18 protein-coding genes, 2 tRNA genes and 2 pseudogenes are annotated in these 21,243 nt (G+C 58.0%); 7 read left to right on the top strand and 15 right to left on the bottom strand.

Going from position 1 to position 21,243, the window contains the following annotated elements; genetic code table 11:
• Positions 1 to 155: 155 nt before the first annotated feature.
• The 4 genes from J3T93_RS01015 to trmB form a co-directional block, all read right to left on the bottom strand.
• The gene (locus J3T93_RS01015) at positions 156 to 1,688 is read right to left on the bottom strand and encodes a xylulokinase (RefSeq protein WP_267430196.1); all 1,533 of its coding nucleotides are present in this window, start codon (positions 1,686 to 1,688) and stop codon (positions 156 to 158) included.
• A 57-nt stretch (positions 1,689 to 1,745) separates the two neighbouring features.
• Positions 1,746 to 2,132 carry a VOC family protein gene (locus J3T93_RS01010; protein ID WP_267430195.1) on the bottom strand — a complete coding sequence of 129 codons (387 nt, stop codon included), beginning with the start codon at positions 2,130 to 2,132 and terminating at the stop codon, positions 1,746 to 1,748.
• 110 nt (positions 2,133 to 2,242) lie between these two features.
• Positions 2,243 to 4,264 (bottom strand): elongation factor G, encoded by a 2,022-nt coding sequence (locus J3T93_RS01005; RefSeq protein ID WP_267430194.1) that lies wholly within the window; start codon positions 4,262 to 4,264, stop codon positions 2,243 to 2,245.
• Between the two features lie 66 nt (positions 4,265 to 4,330).
• A complete protein-coding gene (gene trmB, locus J3T93_RS01000) occupies positions 4,331 to 5,143 on the bottom strand; it encodes a tRNA (guanosine(46)-N7)-methyltransferase TrmB (RefSeq protein WP_267430193.1) in 813 nt (270 codons plus the stop codon).
• Positions 5,144 to 5,292: 149 nt separating this feature from the next.
• Here trmB and galE point away from each other — a divergent pair, with 149 nt between their 5' ends.
• The 4 genes and pseudogenes from galE to J3T93_RS00980 all read left to right on the top strand — a co-directional run bounded on the left by galE (position 5,293) and on the right by J3T93_RS00980 (position 7,923).
• The gene (gene galE, locus J3T93_RS00995; protein WP_267430192.1) at positions 5,293 to 6,303 is read left to right on the top strand and encodes a UDP-glucose 4-epimerase GalE; all 1,011 of its coding nucleotides are present in this window, start codon (positions 5,293 to 5,295) and stop codon (positions 6,301 to 6,303) included.
• Between the two features lie 72 nt (positions 6,304 to 6,375).
• Positions 6,376 to 6,449 (top strand) — tRNA-Asp (locus J3T93_RS00990).
• 47 nt (positions 6,450 to 6,496) lie between these two features.
• Positions 6,497 to 6,572: transfer RNA gene (locus tag J3T93_RS00985), tRNA-Phe, on the top strand.
• Positions 6,573 to 6,759: 187 nt separating this feature from the next.
• A pseudogene (locus J3T93_RS00980) lies at positions 6,760 to 7,923 on the top strand (IS1249 family transposase).
• Positions 7,924 to 8,002: 79 nt separating this feature from the next.
• Here the strand turns inward: J3T93_RS00980 and J3T93_RS00975 are convergent.
• The 3 genes from J3T93_RS00975 to J3T93_RS00965 form a co-directional block, all read right to left on the bottom strand.
• Positions 8,003 to 8,542 carry a low molecular weight protein-tyrosine-phosphatase gene (locus J3T93_RS00975; RefSeq protein ID WP_267430191.1) on the bottom strand — a complete coding sequence of 180 codons (540 nt, stop codon included), beginning with the start codon at positions 8,540 to 8,542 and terminating at the stop codon, positions 8,003 to 8,005.
• Positions 8,542 to 9,210, bottom strand: coding sequence for a dihydrofolate reductase (locus J3T93_RS00970; protein ID WP_267430190.1), 669 nt, complete (start codon positions 9,208 to 9,210; stop codon positions 8,542 to 8,544). Before J3T93_RS00970 ends, J3T93_RS00975 begins: the two co-directional genes overlap by 1 nt.
• Positions 9,211 to 9,299: 89 nt before the next feature.
• Positions 9,300 to 10,175, bottom strand: a complete 876-nt coding sequence (locus J3T93_RS00965; protein ID WP_267430189.1) for a thymidylate synthase — start codon at positions 10,173 to 10,175, stop codon at positions 9,300 to 9,302.
• Positions 10,176 to 10,318: 143 nt separating this feature from the next.
• Between J3T93_RS00965 and J3T93_RS00960 the strand changes: the two genes are divergently transcribed.
• Positions 10,319 to 10,732, top strand: a complete 414-nt coding sequence (locus tag J3T93_RS00960; RefSeq protein ID WP_267430188.1) for an OsmC family protein — start codon at positions 10,319 to 10,321, stop codon at positions 10,730 to 10,732.
• A 92-nt stretch (positions 10,733 to 10,824) separates the two neighbouring features.
• Here J3T93_RS00960 and J3T93_RS00955 read toward each other — a convergent pair whose 3' ends face one another.
• The 4 genes from J3T93_RS00955 to manA form a co-directional block, all read right to left on the bottom strand.
• The gene (locus tag J3T93_RS00955; protein ID WP_267430187.1) at positions 10,825 to 11,871 is read right to left on the bottom strand and encodes a universal stress protein; all 1,047 of its coding nucleotides are present in this window, start codon (positions 11,869 to 11,871) and stop codon (positions 10,825 to 10,827) included.
• Between the two features lie 171 nt (positions 11,872 to 12,042).
• Complete coding sequence (locus J3T93_RS00950) at positions 12,043 to 12,756, bottom strand: C40 family peptidase (RefSeq protein WP_267430186.1); 714 nt, start codon at positions 12,754 to 12,756, stop codon at positions 12,043 to 12,045.
• 69 nt (positions 12,757 to 12,825) lie between these two features.
• Positions 12,826 to 13,737, bottom strand: coding sequence for a CHAP domain-containing protein (locus J3T93_RS00945; protein WP_267430185.1), 912 nt, complete (start codon positions 13,735 to 13,737; stop codon positions 12,826 to 12,828).
• Between the two features lie 293 nt (positions 13,738 to 14,030).
• On the bottom strand, positions 14,031 to 15,416 hold the full coding sequence (manA, locus tag J3T93_RS00940) for a mannose-6-phosphate isomerase, class I (protein ID WP_267430184.1): 1,386 nt from the start codon (positions 15,414 to 15,416) through the stop codon (positions 14,031 to 14,033).
• A 139-nt stretch (positions 15,417 to 15,555) separates the two neighbouring features.
• Between manA and J3T93_RS00935 the strand changes: the two genes are divergently transcribed.
• Positions 15,556 to 15,843, top strand: coding sequence for a DUF2530 domain-containing protein (locus J3T93_RS00935; RefSeq protein WP_267430183.1), 288 nt, complete (start codon positions 15,556 to 15,558; stop codon positions 15,841 to 15,843).
• Between the two features lie 37 nt (positions 15,844 to 15,880).
• Here the strand turns inward: J3T93_RS00935 and J3T93_RS00930 are convergent.
• Positions 15,881 to 16,492, bottom strand: a pseudogene (locus tag J3T93_RS00930) (sensor histidine kinase); the annotation flags it as partial.
• Between the two features lie 735 nt (positions 16,493 to 17,227).
• On the opposite strand from J3T93_RS00930, the gene phoU reads away from it, so the two are divergent.
• Positions 17,228 to 17,905 carry a phosphate signaling complex protein PhoU gene (gene phoU, locus J3T93_RS00925; protein ID WP_267430182.1) on the top strand — a complete coding sequence of 226 codons (678 nt, stop codon included), beginning with the start codon at positions 17,228 to 17,230 and terminating at the stop codon, positions 17,903 to 17,905.
• Between the two features lie 97 nt (positions 17,906 to 18,002).
• Here phoU and J3T93_RS00920 read toward each other — a convergent pair whose 3' ends face one another.
• The 3 genes from J3T93_RS00920 to J3T93_RS00910 are packed head-to-tail and all read right to left on the bottom strand — an operon-like array spanning position 18,003 to position 21,096.
• Positions 18,003 to 18,857 (bottom strand): carbohydrate ABC transporter permease, encoded by an 855-nt coding sequence (locus J3T93_RS00920; protein ID WP_416378820.1) that lies wholly within the window; start codon positions 18,855 to 18,857, stop codon positions 18,003 to 18,005.
• A gap of 53 nt (positions 18,858 to 18,910) precedes the next feature.
• Complete coding sequence (locus J3T93_RS00915; RefSeq protein WP_267430180.1) at positions 18,911 to 19,825, bottom strand: carbohydrate ABC transporter permease; 915 nt, start codon at positions 19,823 to 19,825, stop codon at positions 18,911 to 18,913.
• The gene (locus J3T93_RS00910) at positions 19,822 to 21,096 is read right to left on the bottom strand and encodes an ABC transporter substrate-binding protein (RefSeq protein ID WP_267430179.1); all 1,275 of its coding nucleotides are present in this window, start codon (positions 21,094 to 21,096) and stop codon (positions 19,822 to 19,824) included. Before J3T93_RS00910 ends, J3T93_RS00915 begins: the two co-directional genes overlap by 4 nt.
• Positions 21,097 to 21,243: the final 147 nt, after the last annotated feature.

Genomic DNA, 21,243 nt, shown 5'->3' with positions numbered 1-21,243 from the left:
ATTCCCTATCAAAACGACGACTTGCTTGTTTGAGTTTCTGCAGCTTTGCGTGGTGCAGTCTACGAGCATGCATAAGCAACCAAACCTGTTGCCATCATTAGGCCAGCCCGAATCGTCCTGGCCAGTCATGAGCGATGACTGCAACTGATGGGCGCTTACCGGAGGGAATCCAAAACCGGATATAACCGTCGGAACCGGTTGTAACCGTCATCATACACATGGCGGTTTGCGTCATCGGGTGCATAGACCCGTCCAACAAGGTTCGCTTCCACCATCTTTTCCAAGGTCTGCAGATCGGGCCGGGAAGACGAGCCTGTCTGTTTGCCGACAGAGACCAGCTCAGCCAAGGCCGCTGCTGGCATGAGGTGGGCATTATCAAGCACCCGAATGGGCGCGTCAAGGATATCCGCCAGCATCCGGCACCACAGGGGCTCATGGGTGCCGCCACCAATCAGGGTGACACGTTCGATAGGCGTGCCCAGCAGGTCAAGCCCCTGGCGAATCGAATAGGACACGCCCTCCAGCGCCGCTCGGGCAAGGTCGCTTGCCGCAGTCTCGGAAGAAATGCCGACATAAGCTCCACGAATCGAAGGATTCATCATCGGGAAGCGCTCCCCCACCAGATAGGGCAGGCAAATCACACCGCGCGCTCCTGCTGGACTGGATTCCAGCAAGTGCCCCATGCGCCGATAGTGGTCGTCGTCGGCCTCGGTCGGGCTGCCCCCTGCAAAGACCCCGGTAGCCCAAGCATGCACATTGCCGGCATTGAGGAAAGGCACCGTATTGATGATGCTGTCAGTGTTCAGATAGGCCAGATTGACCATTCCAGGGCGGTCAGCTACAGCCCGGTCTGTCACTGTGGCGATCCACCCGGACGTGCCCAGGTTGATATTGAACTGACCAGGATGGAATACCCCGCCGGCCAAGGTGGATGCCCCAGCATCCCCCATTCCCGCATAGACTGTGGTTCCCGGAGCAAACCCCGTGGCAGCGGATGCGCCCGGCCTACTGACGCCAACGCTCTCCCATGGCCAATAGAGCTCCGGGAAGATTGCGGCATCCACGCCCGATGCATCCAGGATGTCCCTTCTCCACGTCCGCGAGCGCAGATCCATGGCACCTGCCGTCGAACAGGCCGTCACATCGCCGCAGTAGACACCGGTCAACCACCAAATCAGATAATCCTTGGCATCGATGAGCACATGGCGAACCTGCGTATACCGGTCTGGCTGATGTCTGGACATCCATATCAGCTTGGCTACAGGCAGGGACCCATCGCACGGGTTCCCCACTCGAGCGCGGAAGGACTCAGCCCCATAAGCTTCAGCCAGCTCGGCAGACTCTTCCTCGGCTCTGCCGTCCGCGTATAGGATTGCTGGCCCGACGGGCTGTCCCTGCGCATCCAGAGCAATCAGGTCCTGCATCTGCCCGCTCATGATGATACCGGTTATCTGGTCGCTCTTGAAGTGCTCGATGCTCCGCCCGGCTCTGGCCAAAAGGTCACGTGACACCTCGATAAAGACCTGCAGCCAATCCTCAGGATTCTGTTCGATACGCCCGTCACCCGCGTCAATCGGCAGAAGGCCGCTGGACGCGCACACCCTGGCGGAACCCTGGTCATCCACAAGAACGGCCTTGACCTGCGTGGTCCCCACGTCGAATGCGGCTGTATAGGTCATACCGGTCATCCTAGGCTTTCCCAGCCGCCCAGATGCCGACATGATCTCGTATGTGGACTGACGCAGTCACCCCTGGACCCCTGACCAGTCCACCACTGCTTCGACATTGTTCCCGTCCGGATCCAAGACGAAGGCCGAATAGTACTTGGCATGATAATCCCGCAGCCCTGGAGCACCATTGTCGCGGCCACCGGCAGCGAGCGCCTCCCTGTAGAAGGCATCCACAGTTGCAGCATCAGCGGCCCTGAAGGCTATGTGGGTCACCGGCGAGCCAGTCTTGTCCCCGCGCGGCGTCAGATAAAAGTCCGAGTGGGCCCCATCATCCTCTGCACCGAATCCAATGGTGGGCTCATGGTGGGCCTTGGCCACGTACCCCAACGGAGCCAGGGCTTTGCTATAGAAATCGATGGAGGCCTGGATGCCCCGAACCTTCAGCGTCAGATGATCAATCATGTCCGTCATTCTATGTGGATCATCAACCAACAATGGCAGATCGCCCAGAATGATCTTTCCCCTACCGCTCGATGCCGGGGATGGTCAAGCGCAAATCTCAAAGCCGTGTTTCAGCTGTACTGGCCGCCGGGCAAATGCATGAAGTCCTCCACCTTGTTCCATTTGACCGGGTATCCTGCTCCGTGGGCGCAGAAGACCGAATCAGCGGTGTTCTCCAGGTCGGACTCGGGATCGTACCCGATGGAATCCACAACGGCATCCTGGTCCCGGCAGGTACGATACCCGTTGAAGAAACAGGCCAAATGTCCACGTCCATGAGTGTAGGTGCTGACTTCGATGGCATAATCACGCATCTGTGATACCGGAGCATCCCCCTCCAGTTCGACAATATCCCCGTCTGTCTGCGGACCCGAGAAGCTGCCCTTCATCCGGTAGATGTCCGACATGGCCCTGCCCAGATTCTCCTGTGGAAGGGCGAGCCTGAAATGGTACCAGGGCTCCAGCAGGATATTGCTGGCTTTCATCAGCCCCTGTCGGACGGCCCGGTAGGTGGCCTGGCGGAAGTCCCCGCCTTCGGTGTGCTTGATATGCCCGCGGCCGTCCAGCAGGGTGATGCGCATATCGGTGATGGGGGATCCCGTCAGAACCCCCAGATGCTCCTTCTCGGCCAGATGGGTCATGATGAGCCGCTGCCAGTTCCCGTCGAGGCGGTCCAGGCTGCAGGTCGACGCAAAACTGAGACCGCTGCCCGGCTCCGTGGGCTCCATGAGCAGGTGCACTTCGGCATAATGTCGGAGGGGCTCAAAATGCCCAACCCCTTCAATTGGTGCCGCGATGGTCTCCCTGTATAGGATCCCGCCCTGCCTGAAGGAGACCTGCATGCCGAACCGTCGATCCAGCTCCCCCTGAATCACCTCCAACTGAACCTGGCCCATGATACGCAGGTGGATCTCCTGGAGCCGTTCCTGCCAAGCCACATGCAGTAGGGGATCTTCATCCTCCAGAATGCGCAAGGCGCTCAGCAAGTGGTGCGGGTCCGCCCCCTCAGCCTCCACTGCATAGGACAGCACCGGCTCCAGCACAGGAGTCAGGTCCTTCTGCTCGAACCCAAGCCCCTGACCCGGACGTGTCAGGTCAAGACCTGTCGCCGCCACTATCCTTCCGGCCTGGGCGCAGTCCGTCAACGTATAGGAAGCTCCCGAATAGACACGAAGCTGATCAACCGTCTCCAGGGTCTCAACGTGCCCGTTCTTCCTCAGGTCGGCGGCTGCCCCATACGTCTCCTCAACAGGACCCGATTGTTTGCAGCCTTCATCTCCATGGCTGAGTTCGGTGGCCAAAGAAGATTTGACCGGCAGATCGCCACCAGTCACCTTCAGCCAGGTCAACCTGACACCCTTGTCATCATGCGATACCTTAAACACTCTTGCGCCGAACTTTTTGCCGTACACAGGGGAAAGGGTGTACCGTTCCAGCCCCTCCAGGAGGGCGTCGACCCCGTCCAGGCGCAGGGCAGACCCTAGGAAACAGGGGAAGAGACGGCGGTCGGCGACCAGCCGTGCCAGGCTCTCATCCGATATGCCCTCGGTCTTGAGGTACTCATCCATAACATCCTCGTCGAGCAGGGCCACATCCTCCATATCGCCATGCTCGAGTCCACTGCTCAAATCGAAGCAGCCCGGGGACCAGCGCTGCTTGCAGCTTTCAAGGATGCGTGTGGCATCAGATCCAGGGGCATCCAACTTGTTGACGAAAATGAAGGTGGGTACCCCATAGCGTGCCAGAAGCCGCCAGAGCGTATCGACATACCCTTCCAACCCAGCAGTTGCATCGACGACCAGAAGAGCATAATCCAAGACTGACAGAACCCGCTCCATCTCGGCTGAGAAATCCACATGGCCGGGTGTATCGATGAGGGTCAGATCAACATCGCGATAGGCCAGCCGGGCTGGTTTGGAGAAGATGGTGATGCCCCGCTGCCGCTCCAATTCGTAGGTGTCCAGATAGGCATCGCCATGGTCCACCCTGCCCAGACGGCGAATTCCCCCTCCCCGATAGAGCATGGCCTCCGAGAGCGTGGTCTTGCCGGCATCGACATGTGCCAGCATTCCCGCCACTATCCTCTTGACCATCGGGGCCTCCCTCGCTTCATACCTCCAAGGACCAGACACATATCCTATTTGTGCGCGACTCTATAGTCAGCCTGCCGAAACCTGATAAGTCATGTCGTGAATGACCCGGCCGGCCTGGATCCCCTTGCGCTCGAAGTTGGTTATGATTCTGCCGTCGAACCGCCCCGACTCCATGAACATGGCATGAGGCAGGGATTCGGCCTGATCAGCCGTCCCCTTGCCGACATGCTGGGTGGGCAGACTGACTCGCAGAGTGCCCAGGTTTCTGAATTTTGGATTGCCATCCATCACCTCATGCACGTGCAGGGCGTAATCCTCGATGTCGGTTGCGATTCGCCAGATGCCGCCTGGCACCAAGCACTTCGCCAGATCTCCAGCCAGAGCCGGCTGGACCAGACGACGCTTGTGGTGCTTCATTTTGGGCCAGGGGTCGGGAAAGAAGGTCCAGACTTCCTTGATCAGCCCAGGATCCATCCGGGCCAGAAGGTCCGGTGCGTTGACCTGGGCAAGACGCAGATTATCCAGGTCGGATTTACCGGCCATCAGCATGGTATGAGCCAACCCTGGCTGATAGACCTCCAGGGCCAGATAGTTCAGATCGGGGTGCTCCCGGGCGCTGGCCACGACGTTCTCCCCCTGGCCCGATCCGATCTCGACGATCAGCGGCGCATCCCGTCCCCAGACCGACCTGATCATTGCTGCATCACAACGCAGATTCTCCGCAACCGTCAACGAACCCTCAGCCTGGCCCAAATCGAGCAGGTATTTGGAAGAATACCGAGCCCAAGCCCTCGCCAGCCGGTCGTTCAGCTTCTCGGACCGCCTCACATAGGAGACGATGGACCTCATGGGGGCCTTGCTCTGTCTTTCTGCACTCATCACAGCTCATATATATCCTAGAAAGCGGATACAAGCGGGCACAGGAGTCACATGTGCCCGTGATATACTCAATCTAGAACAAAAAACAACAAAAGATTGCAAAACCGAACAAGCCCTTTCGTCCGGTTTTCGACAGGAAAGGCATACAGATGTCAGTTTTGGTTACAGGCGGCTGCGGATACATCGGCGCCCATGTGGTCCACGCCCTGCAGGAGGCCGGCAAGGAGGTCGTCGTGGTCGATGACCTGAGTTATGGCAAGCCCAGCCGGATCGGCGATGCCCGTCTCTACGGCGCCGACGTGGCCGCACCGGGGGCCGACCAGCGTCTGGCTGAGATCATCAAGGAGAACAGGGTCGACTCGGTCATCCACTTCGCAGCCCGCAAGCAGGTGGGCGAGTCGGTGGAGAAGCCCATCTGGTACTACCGGCAGAACCTGAACGGTATGATCAACGTCCTGTCGGCCATGGCAAAGACCGATGCCAAGAAGCTGGTCTTCTCCAGCTCGGCAGCAACCTACGGCGAGCCTCCGGTCGACGTGGTCCCCGAGGATGTGCAGCCCATGGTCCCCATCAACCCCTACGGCCAGACCAAGCTGGTCGGCGAGTGGATGGCCCGGGCCTGCGAGCAGCCTTACGGCATCCGCTTCTGCGCCCTGCGCTACTTCAACGTGGCCGGCTGCGGACCGGTCAGTCTGGAGGACCCGGCTGTCCTCAACCTGATTCCCATGCTCTTCGACAGGCTGCGGCAGGGCAAGGCACCCGCCATCTTCGGCGACGACTACCCCACCCCCGACGGCACCTGCGTGCGCGACTACATCCACGTCTCCGACCTGGCCGACGCCCACATCGCCGCCCTGGACTACCTGGACCGCGACCAGCGCCGCTATGACGCCTTCAACGTGGGCACCGGCCAGGGCACATCCGTTCGCCAAATCGTGGAAGAAGTCAAGAAAGTGACAGGTCTGCCCTTCACCGAGGCCATCAAGCCCCGCCGTGCCGGCGACCCGCCGCACCTGATCGGCGACCCCACCCGGATCAACACCGAGATGGGCTGGCATGCCAAGTACGGCGTCGAAGAGATTGTCGAATCGGCCTGGAAGGCCTGGCAGGCCAACCCTGCCCACCACATCGACACCGATGGCTGGCAGCAGCAGGACTAGGCAGCGACGCGCCGGGGCTTGCATTCCCCCGGCGCTCATGTAAACTTTCCTCTTGGCTGTTCAAGCAGCCTCGGCTCCGTAGCTCAGTTGGTTAGAGCGCCGCCCTGTCACGGCGGAGGTCACCGGTTCAAGTCCGGCCGGAGTCGCTGGGAACGGTCTGACCCGGTTTTTCCGGGTCTTTTCGACTGTTCATGGCTCTGTAGCTCAGTTGGTAGAGCGAGCGACTGAAAATCGCTAGGTCAACGGTTCGATCCCGCTCGGAGCCACCAGCCATTAAGCCCCTGAGATTCTTAAGGAATCTAGGGGCTTAATTGATATTTCATGGGCTATAGGAACTAAACGCGTTGTTTATGTTGGGGGTTTGGCCTTGTGGCTGTAAGCGTGTTGGGTGGTTGTTAATAGGTCGGGTTGTTAATAGGGGTCTTGCAGGGGTGCCCGTTCCTGTTCGATTGGGGAATGAGAACCAGATCGAAGAGGGCCAGGCATTGCCCCATATGCCATGGGCGGATGCGCAGGCATGGGCGCAACAGATCAGGCACGCAGCGCTGGATGTGTCCGTCCTGCTCGATCACGTCCACCGCGCGCAGGCAGGACCGGGCCCGCGCCGCGCAGTTGAGGGAGTTCCCGGACCGGCTGCTGACGGGCAGGACCCGGGAACAGATGGGGGCCATGGGCGCCAGGGCCTGGCGTAAACGGGTCGGCTGGTGATGGAACATCAAGCCGGCAATCACACCGGACGGGGTGGTCCATCACACGCTCATGGCCGACGGCACGTATATGGCACACGGCTGGTGCCTCCTGATAGCGATCGACGGGCAGACGGGCCAGGTCATCGACCGGCAGTGGTGCCATCAGGAGAACACGGCGGCCTACACGGCCCTGTCCTCCCGCATCCCCGGGCCCGACGTGCTCATCACCGACGGCCTTCGCGGCGTGCAGAAAGCCTGCCATGCCTGCTGGCCGGGCACGCGCATCCAACGCCGCCTGGTGCACGTGCAACGCAACACCAAAACCGACCCGACACTCAAACCACGACTTCAGGCCGGCAAGGAACTCAAGCGACTCTCCGACCAGCCCACCCGGGTCCATACCATCGAGGAAGCGGTGCGTTGGGGTGAGGCCTTGAACGCCTGGCACGAAAGATGGAAAACCCTCATCGACGAACGCACCATGGCCAAGGACGACCCAGCCAACCCCAAAGCCAGCCACCAATCCTGGTGGTGGACCCACCAGGAACTCCGCCGCTGCTACCGCAGGCTCGAACACCTCTTCCAAGACAGGCAGCTCTTCGCCTTCCTGGAACCCGAACTCACCGCCGGCGGGCCAGTGGAACGCACCACCAACCGGCTGGAAGGAGGAGTCAACCCACCCATCAAACGCACCCTCCTGCAACACCACGGCCTACCCGAGAGCCACATGGGACGCGCCTGCGAATGGCACTGCTACATGAAAACCGACAACCCCGACCCCGCCAGCCTGATCAGGGACGAACACCACCAGCCACAACCAGCACCCAAACGGGAAACCAGACAGGAACAGGACGAGCCCGAACACTACGGCACCGCCATCAACTGGAACGAGTTCCACACACCAGTCAGATACCCCAACACCACACTCTGACCAACACACAACCAAACCCACACACAGAACCTAAAACAACGCGTTTAGTTCCTATAGGCCTATTTCATGCATCTATCGTTCAGGACAACTGTCTGGCCACCCAGTCGACGATGTAGGGCGCCGTGTGCTCAATCTGATCGATGGCCACCTCGAACTCATGCGGGCCTCCGTACCAGGGATCCACCAGGTCGATTTGGCTCTCCCGGCCCGGCGCTGGCTTGGGCAGCTCCGGGTCGAAGCTGCGGTACAGGTGAACAGCGGATCGCTTGCCTGAGGGCAGCAGACGCAGCAGGGCGCGCATATGGTCGGCCGTCATGGGCAGCAGCAGGTCCGCGTCTTCGGCCTCCTCCCGGGTGATCCGGTGGGCGAAGTGGTCGGTCGGCACCTCATAACCACGTTCGCGCAGAACCTTCTGGGCACGCCGATCTATAGGGTTGCCGAACTCCTCGTCGCTGACCCCGCTGGATTCCACTCTGACCTGGTCCTCATCCAGTCCGCGATTTTGGAAGAACTTTCGCAGGATGACCTCAGCCATAGGTGACCGGCAGATATTGCCGGTGCAGACAGTCATGACGTTGTAGGGACCCTGCGAGGCCTTCCCTTCAGAATTCTGGCCCATTAACGCACCTTCCCATAGGTGATGTACCGGAACCTCCGGATGGCCGCCGCCTGGTCTGGTTTGGCAGGGGTCATCCACTGGGTCTTATCACGCACCTGCCAGAACCGCTTGCTGACCAGCTCCTCCATATCAGGCACAAAGACGTCAGCTGGAGTCCGCAGATCCAGGTCGGTCACGTAGGCCGCATCTGCCATCGGAAAGAAGGTGCTGAAGACCCCCGCGCCGCCGATGATCCAGATTTCACTGCGATCCATCCCATCGTCGGGAATGGCTTCCTGCCTGGCCAGCTCCAGAGCATCGTCGGCCGCAGATACCACGGTGGCACCTGCTGCATGGAACCCTGGGTCACTGGACAGAATGATGTTGTCCCTCTTGGGCAGGGGCCGCTCCCCCATGGAGGTCCAGGTCCGCCGTCCCATGATGACCGGATGGGATACGGTCAGCTCCTTGAAGTGCCTCATGTCCTCGCTCAGATGCCAAGGCAGCGCATTGTGGTAGCCGATGGCGCCGCGCCTGCCGTCAGTGGCCCGCGCCTGCGCCCAGATCATATTGACCGATGAGCGGTGGCCTATCTCTTCTTCCTGATGCCGCCATTCCTCATCGCCTAGAAGCCCGGCCTGACCGGGCTCGGGTTCGTGATAGCCGCTTCGACTATTGTCATGCTCCATCTGTTGCGTTCACTCCTCATAGTGAGTAGATATACGAATACATTCTAATCTTCTGATCCGACGGTGCTCGTATTCGGCTCAACGCGCCATCAGACCGCCACTGGGGCCTTGATGGCGGGGTGGCATTGATAATCCACCACTTCGAAGTCCTCGTACTGATAGGAGAAGATGGAATCGGCCTTGCGGATGCGCATGATCGGATAGGGATAGGGCTTGCGCGACAGCTGCTCCAGAACCTGCTCCACATGGTTGTCGTAGATGTGGCAGTCGCCGCCGGTCCAGACGAACTCCCCAGGCTCAAGACCTGCCTGCTGAGCCATCATTAGGGTCAGCAGGGCGTAGGAGGCGATGTTGAAAGGCACGCCTAGGAACATGTCGCAGGAGCGCTGGTAGAGCTGGCAACTCAGCCTACCATTGGCCACATAGAACTGGAAGAGCGCATGGCAGGGAGGCAGGGCCATGCTGTCAACCTGGGCTGGATTCCAAGCAGTGACGATCATTCGGCGGGAGTCCGGGTGAGCCCGGATCAGATCCAGCACCTTGGCGATCTGGTCAATGGTGTGATGGGGGTCCTCGAGCGTCGGGGCAGGCCAGCTGCGCCACTGGACCCCATAGACCGGGCCCAGATCGCCGGTTTCCGGATCGGCCCACTCGTCCCAGATATGCACGCGGTTCTCCTGCAACCAGCGCACGTTCTGCGACCCCTTGAGGAACCAAAGCAACTCGTAAGCGATGCCCCGGAAGTAGACCTTCTTGGTGGTGATCAGCGGGAAGGAACGGGACAGATCGAATCGCATCTGCCGCCCGAACAAGGATATGGTCCCGGTGCCCGTCCTGTCGGACTTCAGAGTGCCCTCCCGCAGGACAGTGCGCATCAGGTCCTCATAAGGGGTGGGGATGTCCGAGACGGGACGCTCGGGGATGCGTGTACGAATATGCTGCAGTTCTTCGGAAGTCAAGGCCATGCGGCCATACTATCAAGTCCTCGGTCAGCTGAGCGTGCCCCAGTGACGAAACACACAGTCTGGGTTAGATTGGAGGAGCAGGTCCGGCCACAGGCTCGGATCAGGATGACGCACCCGGCCGGGTGCCGGACAAGGAGGAACAGATGGGCAAAAGACTTTGGGTCGAACGCGACAAGGACGGCACCTGGAACGCCTATGGCGACAATGGGGCCCACATCACCTTCGGCAAGGGCGAGGGCCAATTCAACCCGGGCGATCTGATGAAGATCGCTCTGGCCGCCTGCGGAGCCCTTTCCAGCCAATTTGCTGTGGAGAGCGCCCTGGGCAAGGACAAGGGGGCGAAAATCGCGGTGGACGGCACCTATGACGCCGACGATGACGCCTACCTGAGCTTCGACGAGCAGGTGGACGTCGATGCCACTTCGGCCAGGCTGGCCCAGGATGATGCAGACAAGCTGGAGGAGCGAGTCCGCCGGCATATCGCCAAGTCCTGCACGGTGGCGCACACTTATCAGCGGGAGACCCCAGTCAGGATCTCCGTCAAGGTCCGCCACTGACCTGATAGCGGCAAAGGGGCGGGGACTCCCAGGTTCACGGAACTTCGGAGATTCCCGCCCTTTGTCATCGCTTTTTTCGGATTGACTTGCCTCTATTCCTCGTGTTCGGGATCGATGGTCGACTCCAGGTCAGCCAGCTGCTCGGGCTTGGCCGAATCCACAGAGACTCGCTCCACGCCGGTGATCTCAGTAACATCGGTGGTTTCGGCAGCGTCAGCTGCAGCCTTGAGCCCGGACTCCTCGGCCTCTACGTACTTGCGCGGTACTACGTAGACGGGGCTTACGGCATGCTGCAAGAGCCCCTGGCTGGTCGATCCCAACAGAAGTCCGGTGAAGCCGCCGCGGCCACGTGAGCCGACTACGACCACGTCATGGGTTTTGCTAGCCTGGGTCAGAGCCTCCACAGCCGACCCTGGCACCACAGTCTTGTTGATGCGCAAATCCGGATAAGTCTTCATGAGCGGGGCGATTCGGGTATTGAGGTCATCCAGGTAAGAATCCATTACGCTGCGCTCCTCAGCCGAACCTGTGCCAGTCAGTCCGGAAATATTGGGTACTGCCGACATGACATCCAGTTCAGCATTCCAGCTATCGGCGAAGGCGGCGGCGATCTGCAAGGCCTTAAGACCCCACTTGGACTCGTCGGAGCCCACAGCAACCCGCTTGATGTCGTTGCTCAAATGCATCAGATTGCCGTCGTCATCGGTATAGGGGACGACCACAATAGGACAGTAAGCATAGGCTGGCAGGCTGGAGCTGGTGGTTCCCAGTAGACGCTCAGCCAGGCCGCCCTTGCCCCGGTTGCCTATGACAATCAGCCGGTAATTGCGGCTCAGCTCCACGAAGACCGATGAGGGATCCCCCGTCACGATTAGCGTGGCTGCACTGACACCCTGCTCGTCAGCGATGGCCTTAGCCTTGGAGAGAATCTCCTGTGCATCGTTGTGAGCCGCCACGTCGTCTCCCATGGTGGTGTATGTCGCGTCGAAAGAAACAGCCGCATACGAGGGAAGGGAATAGGCGCAGACGATTTGCAGGGTCAACCCTGCATGCTTAGCGTAGTTGGCAGCCCACCACGCCGCTTTGTAGCTGGCGTCCGAGCCATCAACGCCTACCAGAACAGCCTTGTCGTTGCTCATCCGACGACCTCCTTTAAACTAGACGATGACAAACCGACATCGCTCCTTCTGTCAGAATATCGCATGCAGACCAGATCAATAAGTTCGCAAAGGCCAACACGCGAGGAACCTCGACTCTGAATATGCAAAACGCCCCACAAGGGGGCGTTATTACTGCATTAAAACTATACCTCAGACCAGACGTCGATAGTTGAAAGTCTGGTAGACCTCCTGAACCATAACGCTCTGGCCGGGAGCCGGGGCATGAATCATGCGTCCACCACCGACATAGATCCCGACATGGCTACCGTCAGGAGCCACCATCAGATCGCCAGGGGCCGGATCTGTGACCGGCACGCCCATTGAACCCTGATCGGCAGCTATGCGAGGCAGACCAATGCCAAAGTGGGCAAACACATACTGGGTGAATCCTGAGCAATCGAAGCCTCTGGCAGGATCGGTTCCTCCGTACACATAGGGAATCCCTTGGAATTGAAGAGCGTAGTTGACCACATTCGCACCCGTACCGGTGGCCGGAACGTCAGAGATCCGATCAGCAGCACCGCCACGAGCAGCTGAACGACTGACTTGCGTGGCCTGACGCTGGCTGGCCGCCACCTGGGCCTGCTGGGCTTTGGCTTCAGCATCCTTCTCAGCCTGTGATTTGGTGGTGGGAACGTTTAATGACTCAATGCCACCCCAGTGGCTATCCTTTTCGACAATAGTGGCAGTCGACTCGGTAAGCAGGTCGGCACGCACTTTGCTGCCGGGGGTGAATGAACGCGACGAAGTGACTGCGGCTTCACTGCCGTCGCTCGCCTGAGCCGCGACGGGTATACCGATGAAGAGCGTGCCACAGATAGTAGCCGCTGCCATCATGCTCACATACTTGCGTGTATTTATCATCGTACATTATTCTATCACGTGTTGGGAACAGGGATTAACTTTGGGGAGCATAATCCGCGCAACCAAGGATCAGTAATGGATATAGAGCAGAGCGTGCACGTTGGTCAGGGTGCGAGAGTAAGTCTTCCCATTCATCACGGCACCGCACTCGGAGGTGACAATTGAGCCATCGGAATTGATCTTCTCAACAATAGCCACATGGCCGTAGGTGGAATCGGAACCCTCCTGGCTAGCCTGGAAGACCACGATATCGCCGACGTTGCGCGGCGTGTCGTCCACCCAGTAGCCTAGGACACGGGCAGAACCCGACCAATCCTTGGCATTGCCCATGTGAGAACCTACCGGCAGACCCAGCTGATGACGACGGACATAGGCCCACCAAGTGCATTGGCTGAACTCATAGGCATTGCCCACATCGCCAGTGGCGTGATTTGGATTAAACCCTGTCGGCAGGACCGATCGGTTGGCATCCATCAGCGCCGCCACGACCGGGTTGTTTGCCGAGGATTTGGACATCTGCTCAGTATCGAGCGCAGACTCGCCCAGGTCCCAACTGCCCTCGTTGCGTTGTGAGGCCGTCGACAGGGGCTGACGGTAGTCGGAACGAGAGACCCTTGCACCACCATTTACGCTGGAGGAGCCATCGGAGGATGTGGGAGTGACCAAATTGATGGCGACGCTGTCTGCCAAAGACAGGGACCAGTCACTCCGAGCCTGGCTAACGGCCATTGAGGAAGCAGCTGCACCGACCAAAACTGTCAGGGCCGAACCAGTCATGATACGGGAGCGACGGGCTGAGGCCTTAGCCGCCAGACGAATGGAGCGACGGGTTCGAGGGGCTACTTCGTTGAGCTTAGCCGCCAAGGCATCATCAATGCCCTGAATGCCGGCCTCCTGGGTTACGTTCACCGATCGACTGGTCGGCGAACTGCCGACACCTGCGCCTCGCCTGGCCGAAGCCCTGTGCGCAGCATGCTTCATCTAGAATCACTCCCGTTTATGTTCCGACGCGACTTTCGTGCCGTATCACGAACCATCACAGGGCAACACCATAACGCAAAGAGGACCCCAGACCAAATTACCTGAATTGTCCACACCAGTCTACTCAAGCACGGCTTCAGTTGTCACTCATCTTCGATAACCATGAAATACGTTAAGATTGTACGGTCATGCGGCGGACATGAACAAACCCGCATGCGTGCCGTCCGCCACGGCGTGTCTATCGGTTCTGAACTCTGCCTGGTCCACCCTGAGCGAACCAGGCTCATAGGAGGTCAGACCGGGGTCGACGCCAGAAAGAAGGACCCGTCAGCATCGTTGGAATCCTCAGGCATAGTGATGTCGACACGGCCATCTTCGGAGGGAATGAAGAGGGCCTGTCCCTGGTCCAGCACACAGGATTGGTCAGCGGCTACACAACGGATCTGCCCGTCAGTACAGACGATGATGCGGGGTCCCCTGCGGGGAATCATCAGGTGGCGAGGCCCCAGACGCTCTATCAGATCCCCGTAGCGCTGCTGAAGTCTATTGAGCAGGGGCCAAGTGGCTCCGCCTTCTTCCACGTGCCCGTAGACCAGCATGTACTCGTTGATCTTGGGCCGGTAGGTCACCATGTTGTGCATGATCAGGGTGGCAATCATGGAGCTAGATGGGTCGATGGGGGCTGAAGGCTGGCAGTCCAGGCTGTGCAGAAGGTTGGGAATGTCCCGATGCTTAGAGGTCATGCCAGCCCTGAGCACATTGTCGGAGTTGGTCATGATCTCTGCCGCAGTGCCATGGATGTATGCGTGAGGCGTCCCGGCGGGGATATAGACCGAATCACCCTCCTCCAGGTCCACAGGATTGAGCATGAGCAGACAGAGCACAGCCGGGTCCTTCGGAAAGGCCTGAGCAGCACACAGAGCATGGTTCAGCACAGCTCCCGCCCGTCTGGACCGTAGCCGCCCAGCAGCAGCCTCCAAGGCTTCCCCCAATCCTCGGGCTTCCTCTGGCTCAGCAGTCACAGCAGCGTGGAAGGCCCGGAAGATACGTCGGCGGGAGTCCGGCCAAATCATGGAGGAGACCGGCATCATTGCATCGGCCCCAGCAAAACGTGCCGGAGGAACCCCCAGATGGAAGGTACGGGCGGTCAGCGCCTGGGTCATCAGCTCGGCCAGAGGGTGATCCACGGCGCGCAAGAGGGTCAGTTGCATGGAGATAGTCGCAAAGCCTACACAGGCCTGGAAGGGCTCCAGGGCTACCACCATCTCGTTCTTGGCCAGACTGTCATGAAAGGAGCGGCTGGGATCGTCGTCAGGCACCCCCAGAGCGTTCTCCCGGTTGAAACCGGCACGAGCCTCAAAATCCAAGGGATGCACCTGCAGGGACAGAGGAATGCGGGCAGAGATGATCTTGAACAGGTAGGGCAGTGTGGGGCCGAAGAGGCGGGAGTCGCGCTCCCCCAGCATGGCCATGGGATTGCGGCGAATGGCCTCGGTCAGCGGCATTAGCGAGCCATCGGGCAGGGTCAAGGGCGAGGGGGATTCGGTGTGCCCGCTGAACCACATCTCCGCCAAGGTATCCTGCTGGCGTTCGTCTGACTCATGCAGATGAAACATGCGCTGCAGTCGGTCATGTGAGCCCCAGGCGTAGTGCTTCTTCACAGCTTGGATCGGATACACGCACTCCCCTTTCCACGGGAAATCCCTCCATGGGCCGGTGTATACGAACCCACCAATCCTCGTCATAATAAGACAATGCCCGAAGCCTGGGCAAGGCGTGGGGGTCGCCGCATGTCATTGCTAGCGGTACAGTGGTGGTATGAAGCTGGCTCCCATTTTCGACCCGGCCGCCCGCAGACCATCGCCTCGGCCCGTGCAGGTGGACCTGCGACGCATCTTTTTGCTCGGAACTGGGGCATGGATTCTGGCCCTGGTTGTGGTGGGTGTCCTGGCTCTGACCGGAATGACGGTTACCAAACCCTTTATTGTCTGCCTGTCCGGGGTCGGCGTGGGCATCCTGCTGATGATCTGGGAACATTCCAATCGCTGGGATTATCGCCGTCTGGCCCAGCCACCGGACCCTGAGCCAAAGGAAGCATCATCGTAAAGGTGCTCCCCTCTCCCGGTGCACTCCAGACCATGACCGAGCCATGGTGGGTCAGAGCTACATGCTTGACGATGGCCAGTCCTAGACCGATACCTACGGCAGTCTCTTCACTCTGATTGTCGGCACGGTAGAAGCGCTCGAAGATCCTATCCTGGTCTGCCTTAGATATGCCTCGGCCGTGATCAACCACCCTGATTTTTGCGTAGTGTTCGTCATTCGAGGACTGAGCCACCAGGGAAACAGTAGAGCCTGAAGGTGAATAGGAGATAGCGTTCTCAACCAGCTTGGCCAGAGCCACTCTAATCTGTTGTCCGTCGCCGTGAATCGTCAATGGTTGGTCACATCGCCATCGCAGGACCACATGTGACTGATCAGCTCCATCCTGCTCATCCTGCACCACTGCACCTATCTGCTCAGCTACGTCAAGCACGTTCCCCTTGCTGGGTTGGATCCGCTCCTGAGCCCGAATCAGCAGAAGTAGATCCTTGAGCACATGCCCCAGATAGGCGCTGTAACGCTGGACCAAGGAAGCATCCTTGGAAACTCTGTGCAAGTGGCTGCGAAGCAGGTCCGGATCATCCCCCTCCAGGTAGGAAGTGTTTTTCAGCTGCGCCGCTAGCTCCTCTAGGGCTTGGACCGGCTTGAGCATCTGCTCGGATACATTGGTCATGAAAGCATCCCTGGTCCGAACGAACCTGACCGAATCGCTCACATCATCGATAAGCACCACGACCAGGGACTTGTCGATACGCCCCACGGTAACCTTGAGCCAGTTCCTTCTGGATACCGCCTGAGCCTGAACATGGCTCGCATCCCCAGGATCCTCAGCATCCTCAATATCCCAATCATCGGATTCGGGGCTCTCGGCTGCGGCATCCAGAGTGAATTCAATAGGCGTTCGCGTGGTCAGATTGAAGGTACGTCGACCGCCCGAGCGGCGTACCTGCGCAATGGCCTTGATGATCTTCGGATTCGCTATCTCATCGTTGCTGACGATTCCCAGCCTGTAGGCATCCGGGCTGGAGCGAACAACGTCGTCATCGCCATTGACCACAACCGTGGCGGCGGGAATGAGCGCCAGTAGTGCTTGTGTCGAACCCTCCAATGCCTCACCATCGGCCTGTTCATCATCCTTGCTCCAGTTGCCCATAAGACTGCGAAGGCGGTCCATGAACCGTCTCATAAGGACTTCCTTCCAGTCCGGTGCCGATCCCGGACGCTGCAACATCATCCAAGTCTCATCGGCAGTTCCGGCTTTATTCTCGCATATCCGACATTGATTGTCGCTCCAATGGTCCGACATTCTTCGAAACTAGCTTTTCCTTGCCACTTTGCTCACATAGACTGGAGTTATATCGTTGACCGAGGCCGAAAGGGAAGAACAATGCGCGTGATTTTCAACGAAGAGCTAGGGCTGGTGGCCGACGATCTCGATCGGATGGCCGCCAAGGTCCGCGATGCCATCAAAAAAGCCGGGCGTTCCCTGATGGACAGCGACATAGAGACGGCCCAGCAAGTTATCGACGGGGATGCCGATATAGACGACCTCCAGTCCAGCATCATCGATCAATGCATCAGGCTCCTGGCCAAGCAGAGCCCAGTGGCCACTGATCTGCGGGTGGTGGTCTCCACACTGAGCCTGTCAGCCACCTTTGAGCGCATGGGAGACCTGGCCAGGCATATCGCCGAGACGGCAAGGCGCTCCTACCCCGAACCGACCCTGCCCGACGAGGTCATCCCCCTGTTCAAGCAGATGCAGGACTTTCTGGACGTCATGGCTGACCGTCTGGTCGAGATGCTCTCCGACAGAGACACGACCATAGCCGAGCAGATCATCCTCAGCGATGACCAGATGGACAAGCTCCACCAGCAGACATTCGGCTATGCCCTCTCAGACGACTGGAAGGGGACCAGGCAGCAACTGATCGACCTGGTCCTGGTGGCACGGTTTATGGAGCGTCTGGGAGATCATGGCGTCTCGGCGGCCCGGCGCGTGGTCTACATCGTCTCGGGTTTCGACCCCTCCAAGGACCCCAAGGACCTCGACCTTGATCTGGACTGAATGAACGACAAAGGAACGACCTACCGCTTGGCAGTTAATCGATTTGGTGGCGGGCCGTTCCTCTTTTATGCTCGAGTGGTGTTGAACCCAGAGACGCCTATTTTACAGAGCCGCGCACCACTCCGGAGATGACCCAACGCTGAGAGAATATATAAACGATCAGCAAGGGAGCCATAGCCATCAGGTAGGAAGCGAAGGCTACCGTGTAATTGGTATTGTATTGCCCCTGAAATACATACTGAGCTAATGGCAGGGTCCTGGCACCAGGGTCCGTAAGTACCACCAACGGCATGATGAAGTCGTTCCATGCCCATACGCATGTCAGAATTCCTACGGTTGCATTCATCGGCATGAGAAGCGGGAAAATAATCTGCCAGAACACCCTCCAAGTCGATGCCCCATCAACTCGAGCAGCCTCTTCCAACTCCATGGGAATGGAATGCAGGTAAGTCGTATACAGAAAGATGTTCATCGAGAACCCGTACAGCGTATACAGCACAATCAGCCCTGCTTGGTTATCAAGACCAAGCAATCCCGCTTCTTTGACAACCGGGAGCATCACGATAGGGAACGGGATGAACATGGCTGCCAAGAAGTAGTAGTAAGCGATCTTAAAAAAGGGCCTGTGCATATTCCGGGCTAGTGCATAGGCCAAGACCGAACTGGTCAGCAGAGTCAGCACAACTGAACACACCGTGATCATGGCCGTGTTCATAAGCGCCCTGGGGAAATTGGTTCGGACCCAGGCCTGCGCAAAATTGCCCCAATGCACTGGATTGGGCCATTCAAAGCCTGTCCCCTTAGCCAGCTGTTCAGGGCTCTTAAGCGCGACCGCCACTGCAAAATACAGCGGTACAAGAACAGTCAATGAACATACCGCCACCAGGGCCGTCAACCACCAATTGACCCTATGAAAATGCCTTCCATGACCGTTTTGTGTATGTGAATTCATGCCTGAAGACTTTGCCGGAATGGCATTCATAACTTGACTGGAGGTCATGGCGCTTAATCCTCCTTTGGATTAAGGTAACGAAGCTGTATGAATGAAAGAAACGTGATGATCAGGAAGAGAATGGCTGCATCAGCGGACTGGTAGGCAAATTCGCCGCCTGTGAATCCACCCTGATAAATCTGCAGAGTCACCGATTCAGTAGCCATACCTGGCCCACCATCGGTCAAGGCCACTATCTGATCGAATGCCTGCATGAAGTTCTTGATATTGAGCACCACGTTTATGGTTACGTAGCCCATGATAAGCGGCAATGTAATGGACTTGAAGGCCTTAAACCCTGTAGCTCCATCAAGCGAAGCCGCCTCATAGATATCGACAGGAATAGTCTGCAGGCCAGCCAGGTAGATGATAATCGCAAAAGCGCAAGCCTGCCATACCGTCACGATAACGATAGGCACCCAGGCCCAGTGTTCATTGGTCAGGACGTTATCCCTGAGCAGAGGAACTGCTGAGAAAATCTTCGGCACTGACTTGGAGAAGAAGAATTGGAAGACATATCCGATGATCAGCATGGACAGCACGTAGGGAATGAAAAAGATGCCCCTGAACAGATTCCTAGCCTTGATCCGGGCATTCAGAGCCAACGCGATCGCCAAGGAAATGACATTGGTCAGGATCGTAGCCACCAGTGAAAAGAAAATAGTGAACAAATATGAGTGGAGAACCCTGTCATCCCCAAATAGATTGACGTAGTTCGAGAAACCTACCATGTGCCATTTTCCGTAACCGGCATAGTTGGTGAAGCTGAAGAAGATGCCGGCCAGCATGGGGATGGTGTGGAAGATGGCGAAAAGGATGATAAAAGGCCATACCATCCAGTAATAAGTGGTCTCAGCAAATCGACGATTCCGGTGAGTGCCTGTGGCCACTGTCGTCTGTGTCATAGTCATGCGTTTGTCTCCGATCACTCGATGGTTCTGGCCGCAACCTTGCCCCACTCTTTGTCGAGTGTGGTGAGGGCCGAGGCCAGGTCGCCGTCCAGCATGGCTTTGTTCAATATCGGGTTGTAGCTGATGCTGGAGGGGATCTGGTGATCCGCGTATCCCTGGATCCTGCCAGAATCTATCCAGTATTTGGCCGGCTTCATGGCCGGATTCTCGTCCACAGGAATAGATGAGAGCGAAGGAATAAGCTGTTGTGACTTGACGAAACGACGCTGAACTTCGTCCGAGTACAGATAGTTGATAAAAGCCATGGATTCCTTCTCATGCTTGGGATGCGCACCCATGGTGATCGCCACATCTCCGCCAGAGACGAGAATGGCTTTATCGGCTTTGTCCGTGGGATAGGGGAAGAAGCCTACGTGCATCTTCGGATTGATCTGCAGGACCGGCGCCATCGACCAGTTCCCTGCCAGGAGCATGGCTCCCTTACCACGAGCGAAGGCGGAAGTTCCGTCCTCGTATGTCATGGTTCTCACGTCTTTGGTCGAATGTTGGTAAATCCAATAGAGCCGTTTCATCAAAGGTTTAAAGTTTTTCTGAAAGGAAACGGGCGAATCCGGCCCTACCTTTTTACCTTCGGCACGCATTTTGTCCCAGAACCCATCGTTGTCGTAGTAAGGAGCCAGACCGTCGAAAGGCGTTGAAACACGATTGGGGTCGCCCAATGTGCCAATGAAAGGGGCAACGCCGTCGGCTTCCAGAATGGCAACTGCCTGCTCAAGATCCTTCCAGGTCTTGGGCACCTTGATGCCATGCTGCTTGAACAAATCGATGTTATAAGTGATGCCGCATACGTTACCGGCATAAGGCACAATATTTATCTGCCTGCCATCTCGTCCCAACCCATTGATCACAGATTGCATGACCGGGCGGATCCTGTGCCTTATAGGCGTGTCGCTAAAATCATAAAATACCCCTGCCTTGGCCATCTTTCCCATGCTTCCGTTGGGATTCAACGCTATGACATCAGGCGTGCGATCCTTGACCAGAAGAGCTCTCAAGGCTGTGTCGGCTGAAGAGACCTGATTCTGTACCACTTTGATATCCGGATGCAGTCTCTCGAAGTCCGCAATAATCCTGGAGTAGTCTTCCACCGCCTCTGGTTTGGTCTGAAAGAAGCTGAGCGTCGTCACACTGACTCCTCCAGATCCACCGCATGCCGACAGAGGTGCCAGAGCCACGGCAGTAAGAACTGTCGCAAGCATGCGCACAAATGTGTTTCTCGTCATCTTCATTGACGTTTCTCCTCTGCCCCGTTCAAGCCGTCACGCTGCAATAAGACGGCTCGACCTGTGGTTAAACCAGTCGAAATGGGATAAACAGAAATCATCATTGACATTCCGGCCAGTTGATGTAAACGTTAGCACGCAAGTTATCCCCCT

This window comes from Bifidobacterium sp. B4111 (genome assembly GCF_026537235.1).
Classification (GTDB): Bacteria; Actinomycetota; Actinomycetes; order Actinomycetales; family Bifidobacteriaceae; genus Bombiscardovia.
Note: the sequence above shows the minus strand (reverse complement) of the source record. Positions and strands in the feature narration are given on the sequence as shown.

Excerpts from the sequence above, each read along its gene's own strand:
- J3T93_RS00970 (WP_267430190.1), bottom strand. The coding sequence starts at position 9,210 with ATGGAGCATGACAATAGTCGAAGCGGCTATCACGAACCCGAGCCCGGT.
- J3T93_RS01015 (WP_267430196.1), bottom strand. The coding sequence starts at position 1,688 with ATGACCGGTATGACCTATACAGCCGCATTCGACGTGGGGACCACGCAG.
- galE (WP_267430192.1), top strand. The coding sequence starts at position 5,293 with ATGTCAGTTTTGGTTACAGGCGGCTGCGGATACATCGGCGCCCATGTG.
- J3T93_RS00960 (WP_267430188.1), top strand. The coding sequence starts at position 10,319 with ATGGGCAAAAGACTTTGGGTCGAACGCGACAAGGACGGCACCTGGAAC.
- J3T93_RS00945 (WP_267430185.1), bottom strand. The coding sequence starts at position 13,737 with ATGAAGCATGCTGCGCACAGGGCTTCGGCCAGGCGAGGCGCAGGTGTC.
- J3T93_RS00950 (WP_267430186.1), bottom strand. The coding sequence starts at position 12,756 with ATGATAAATACACGCAAGTATGTGAGCATGATGGCAGCGGCTACTATC.
- trmB (WP_267430193.1), bottom strand. The coding sequence starts at position 5,143 with ATGAGTGCAGAAAGACAGAGCAAGGCCCCCATGAGGTCCATCGTCTCC.
- J3T93_RS00965 (WP_267430189.1), bottom strand. The coding sequence starts at position 10,175 with ATGGCCTTGACTTCCGAAGAACTGCAGCATATTCGTACACGCATCCCC.
- J3T93_RS00955 (WP_267430187.1), bottom strand. The coding sequence starts at position 11,871 with ATGAGCAACGACAAGGCTGTTCTGGTAGGCGTTGATGGCTCGGACGCC.
- J3T93_RS00975 (WP_267430191.1), bottom strand. The coding sequence starts at position 8,542 with ATGGGCCAGAATTCTGAAGGGAAGGCCTCGCAGGGTCCCTACAACGTC.
- phoU (WP_267430182.1), top strand. The coding sequence starts at position 17,228 with ATGCGCGTGATTTTCAACGAAGAGCTAGGGCTGGTGGCCGACGATCTC.
- J3T93_RS01010 (WP_267430195.1), bottom strand. The coding sequence starts at position 2,132 with ATGATTGATCATCTGACGCTGAAGGTTCGGGGCATCCAGGCCTCCATC.
- J3T93_RS00910 (WP_267430179.1), bottom strand. The coding sequence starts at position 21,096 with ATGAAGATGACGAGAAACACATTTGTGCGCATGCTTGCGACAGTTCTT.
- J3T93_RS01005 (WP_267430194.1), bottom strand. The coding sequence starts at position 4,264 with ATGGTCAAGAGGATAGTGGCGGGAATGCTGGCACATGTCGATGCCGGC.
- J3T93_RS00935 (WP_267430183.1), top strand. The coding sequence starts at position 15,556 with ATGAAGCTGGCTCCCATTTTCGACCCGGCCGCCCGCAGACCATCGCCT.
- J3T93_RS00920 (WP_416378820.1), bottom strand. The coding sequence starts at position 18,857 with ATGAATTCACATACACAAAACGGTCATGGAAGGCATTTTCATAGGGTC.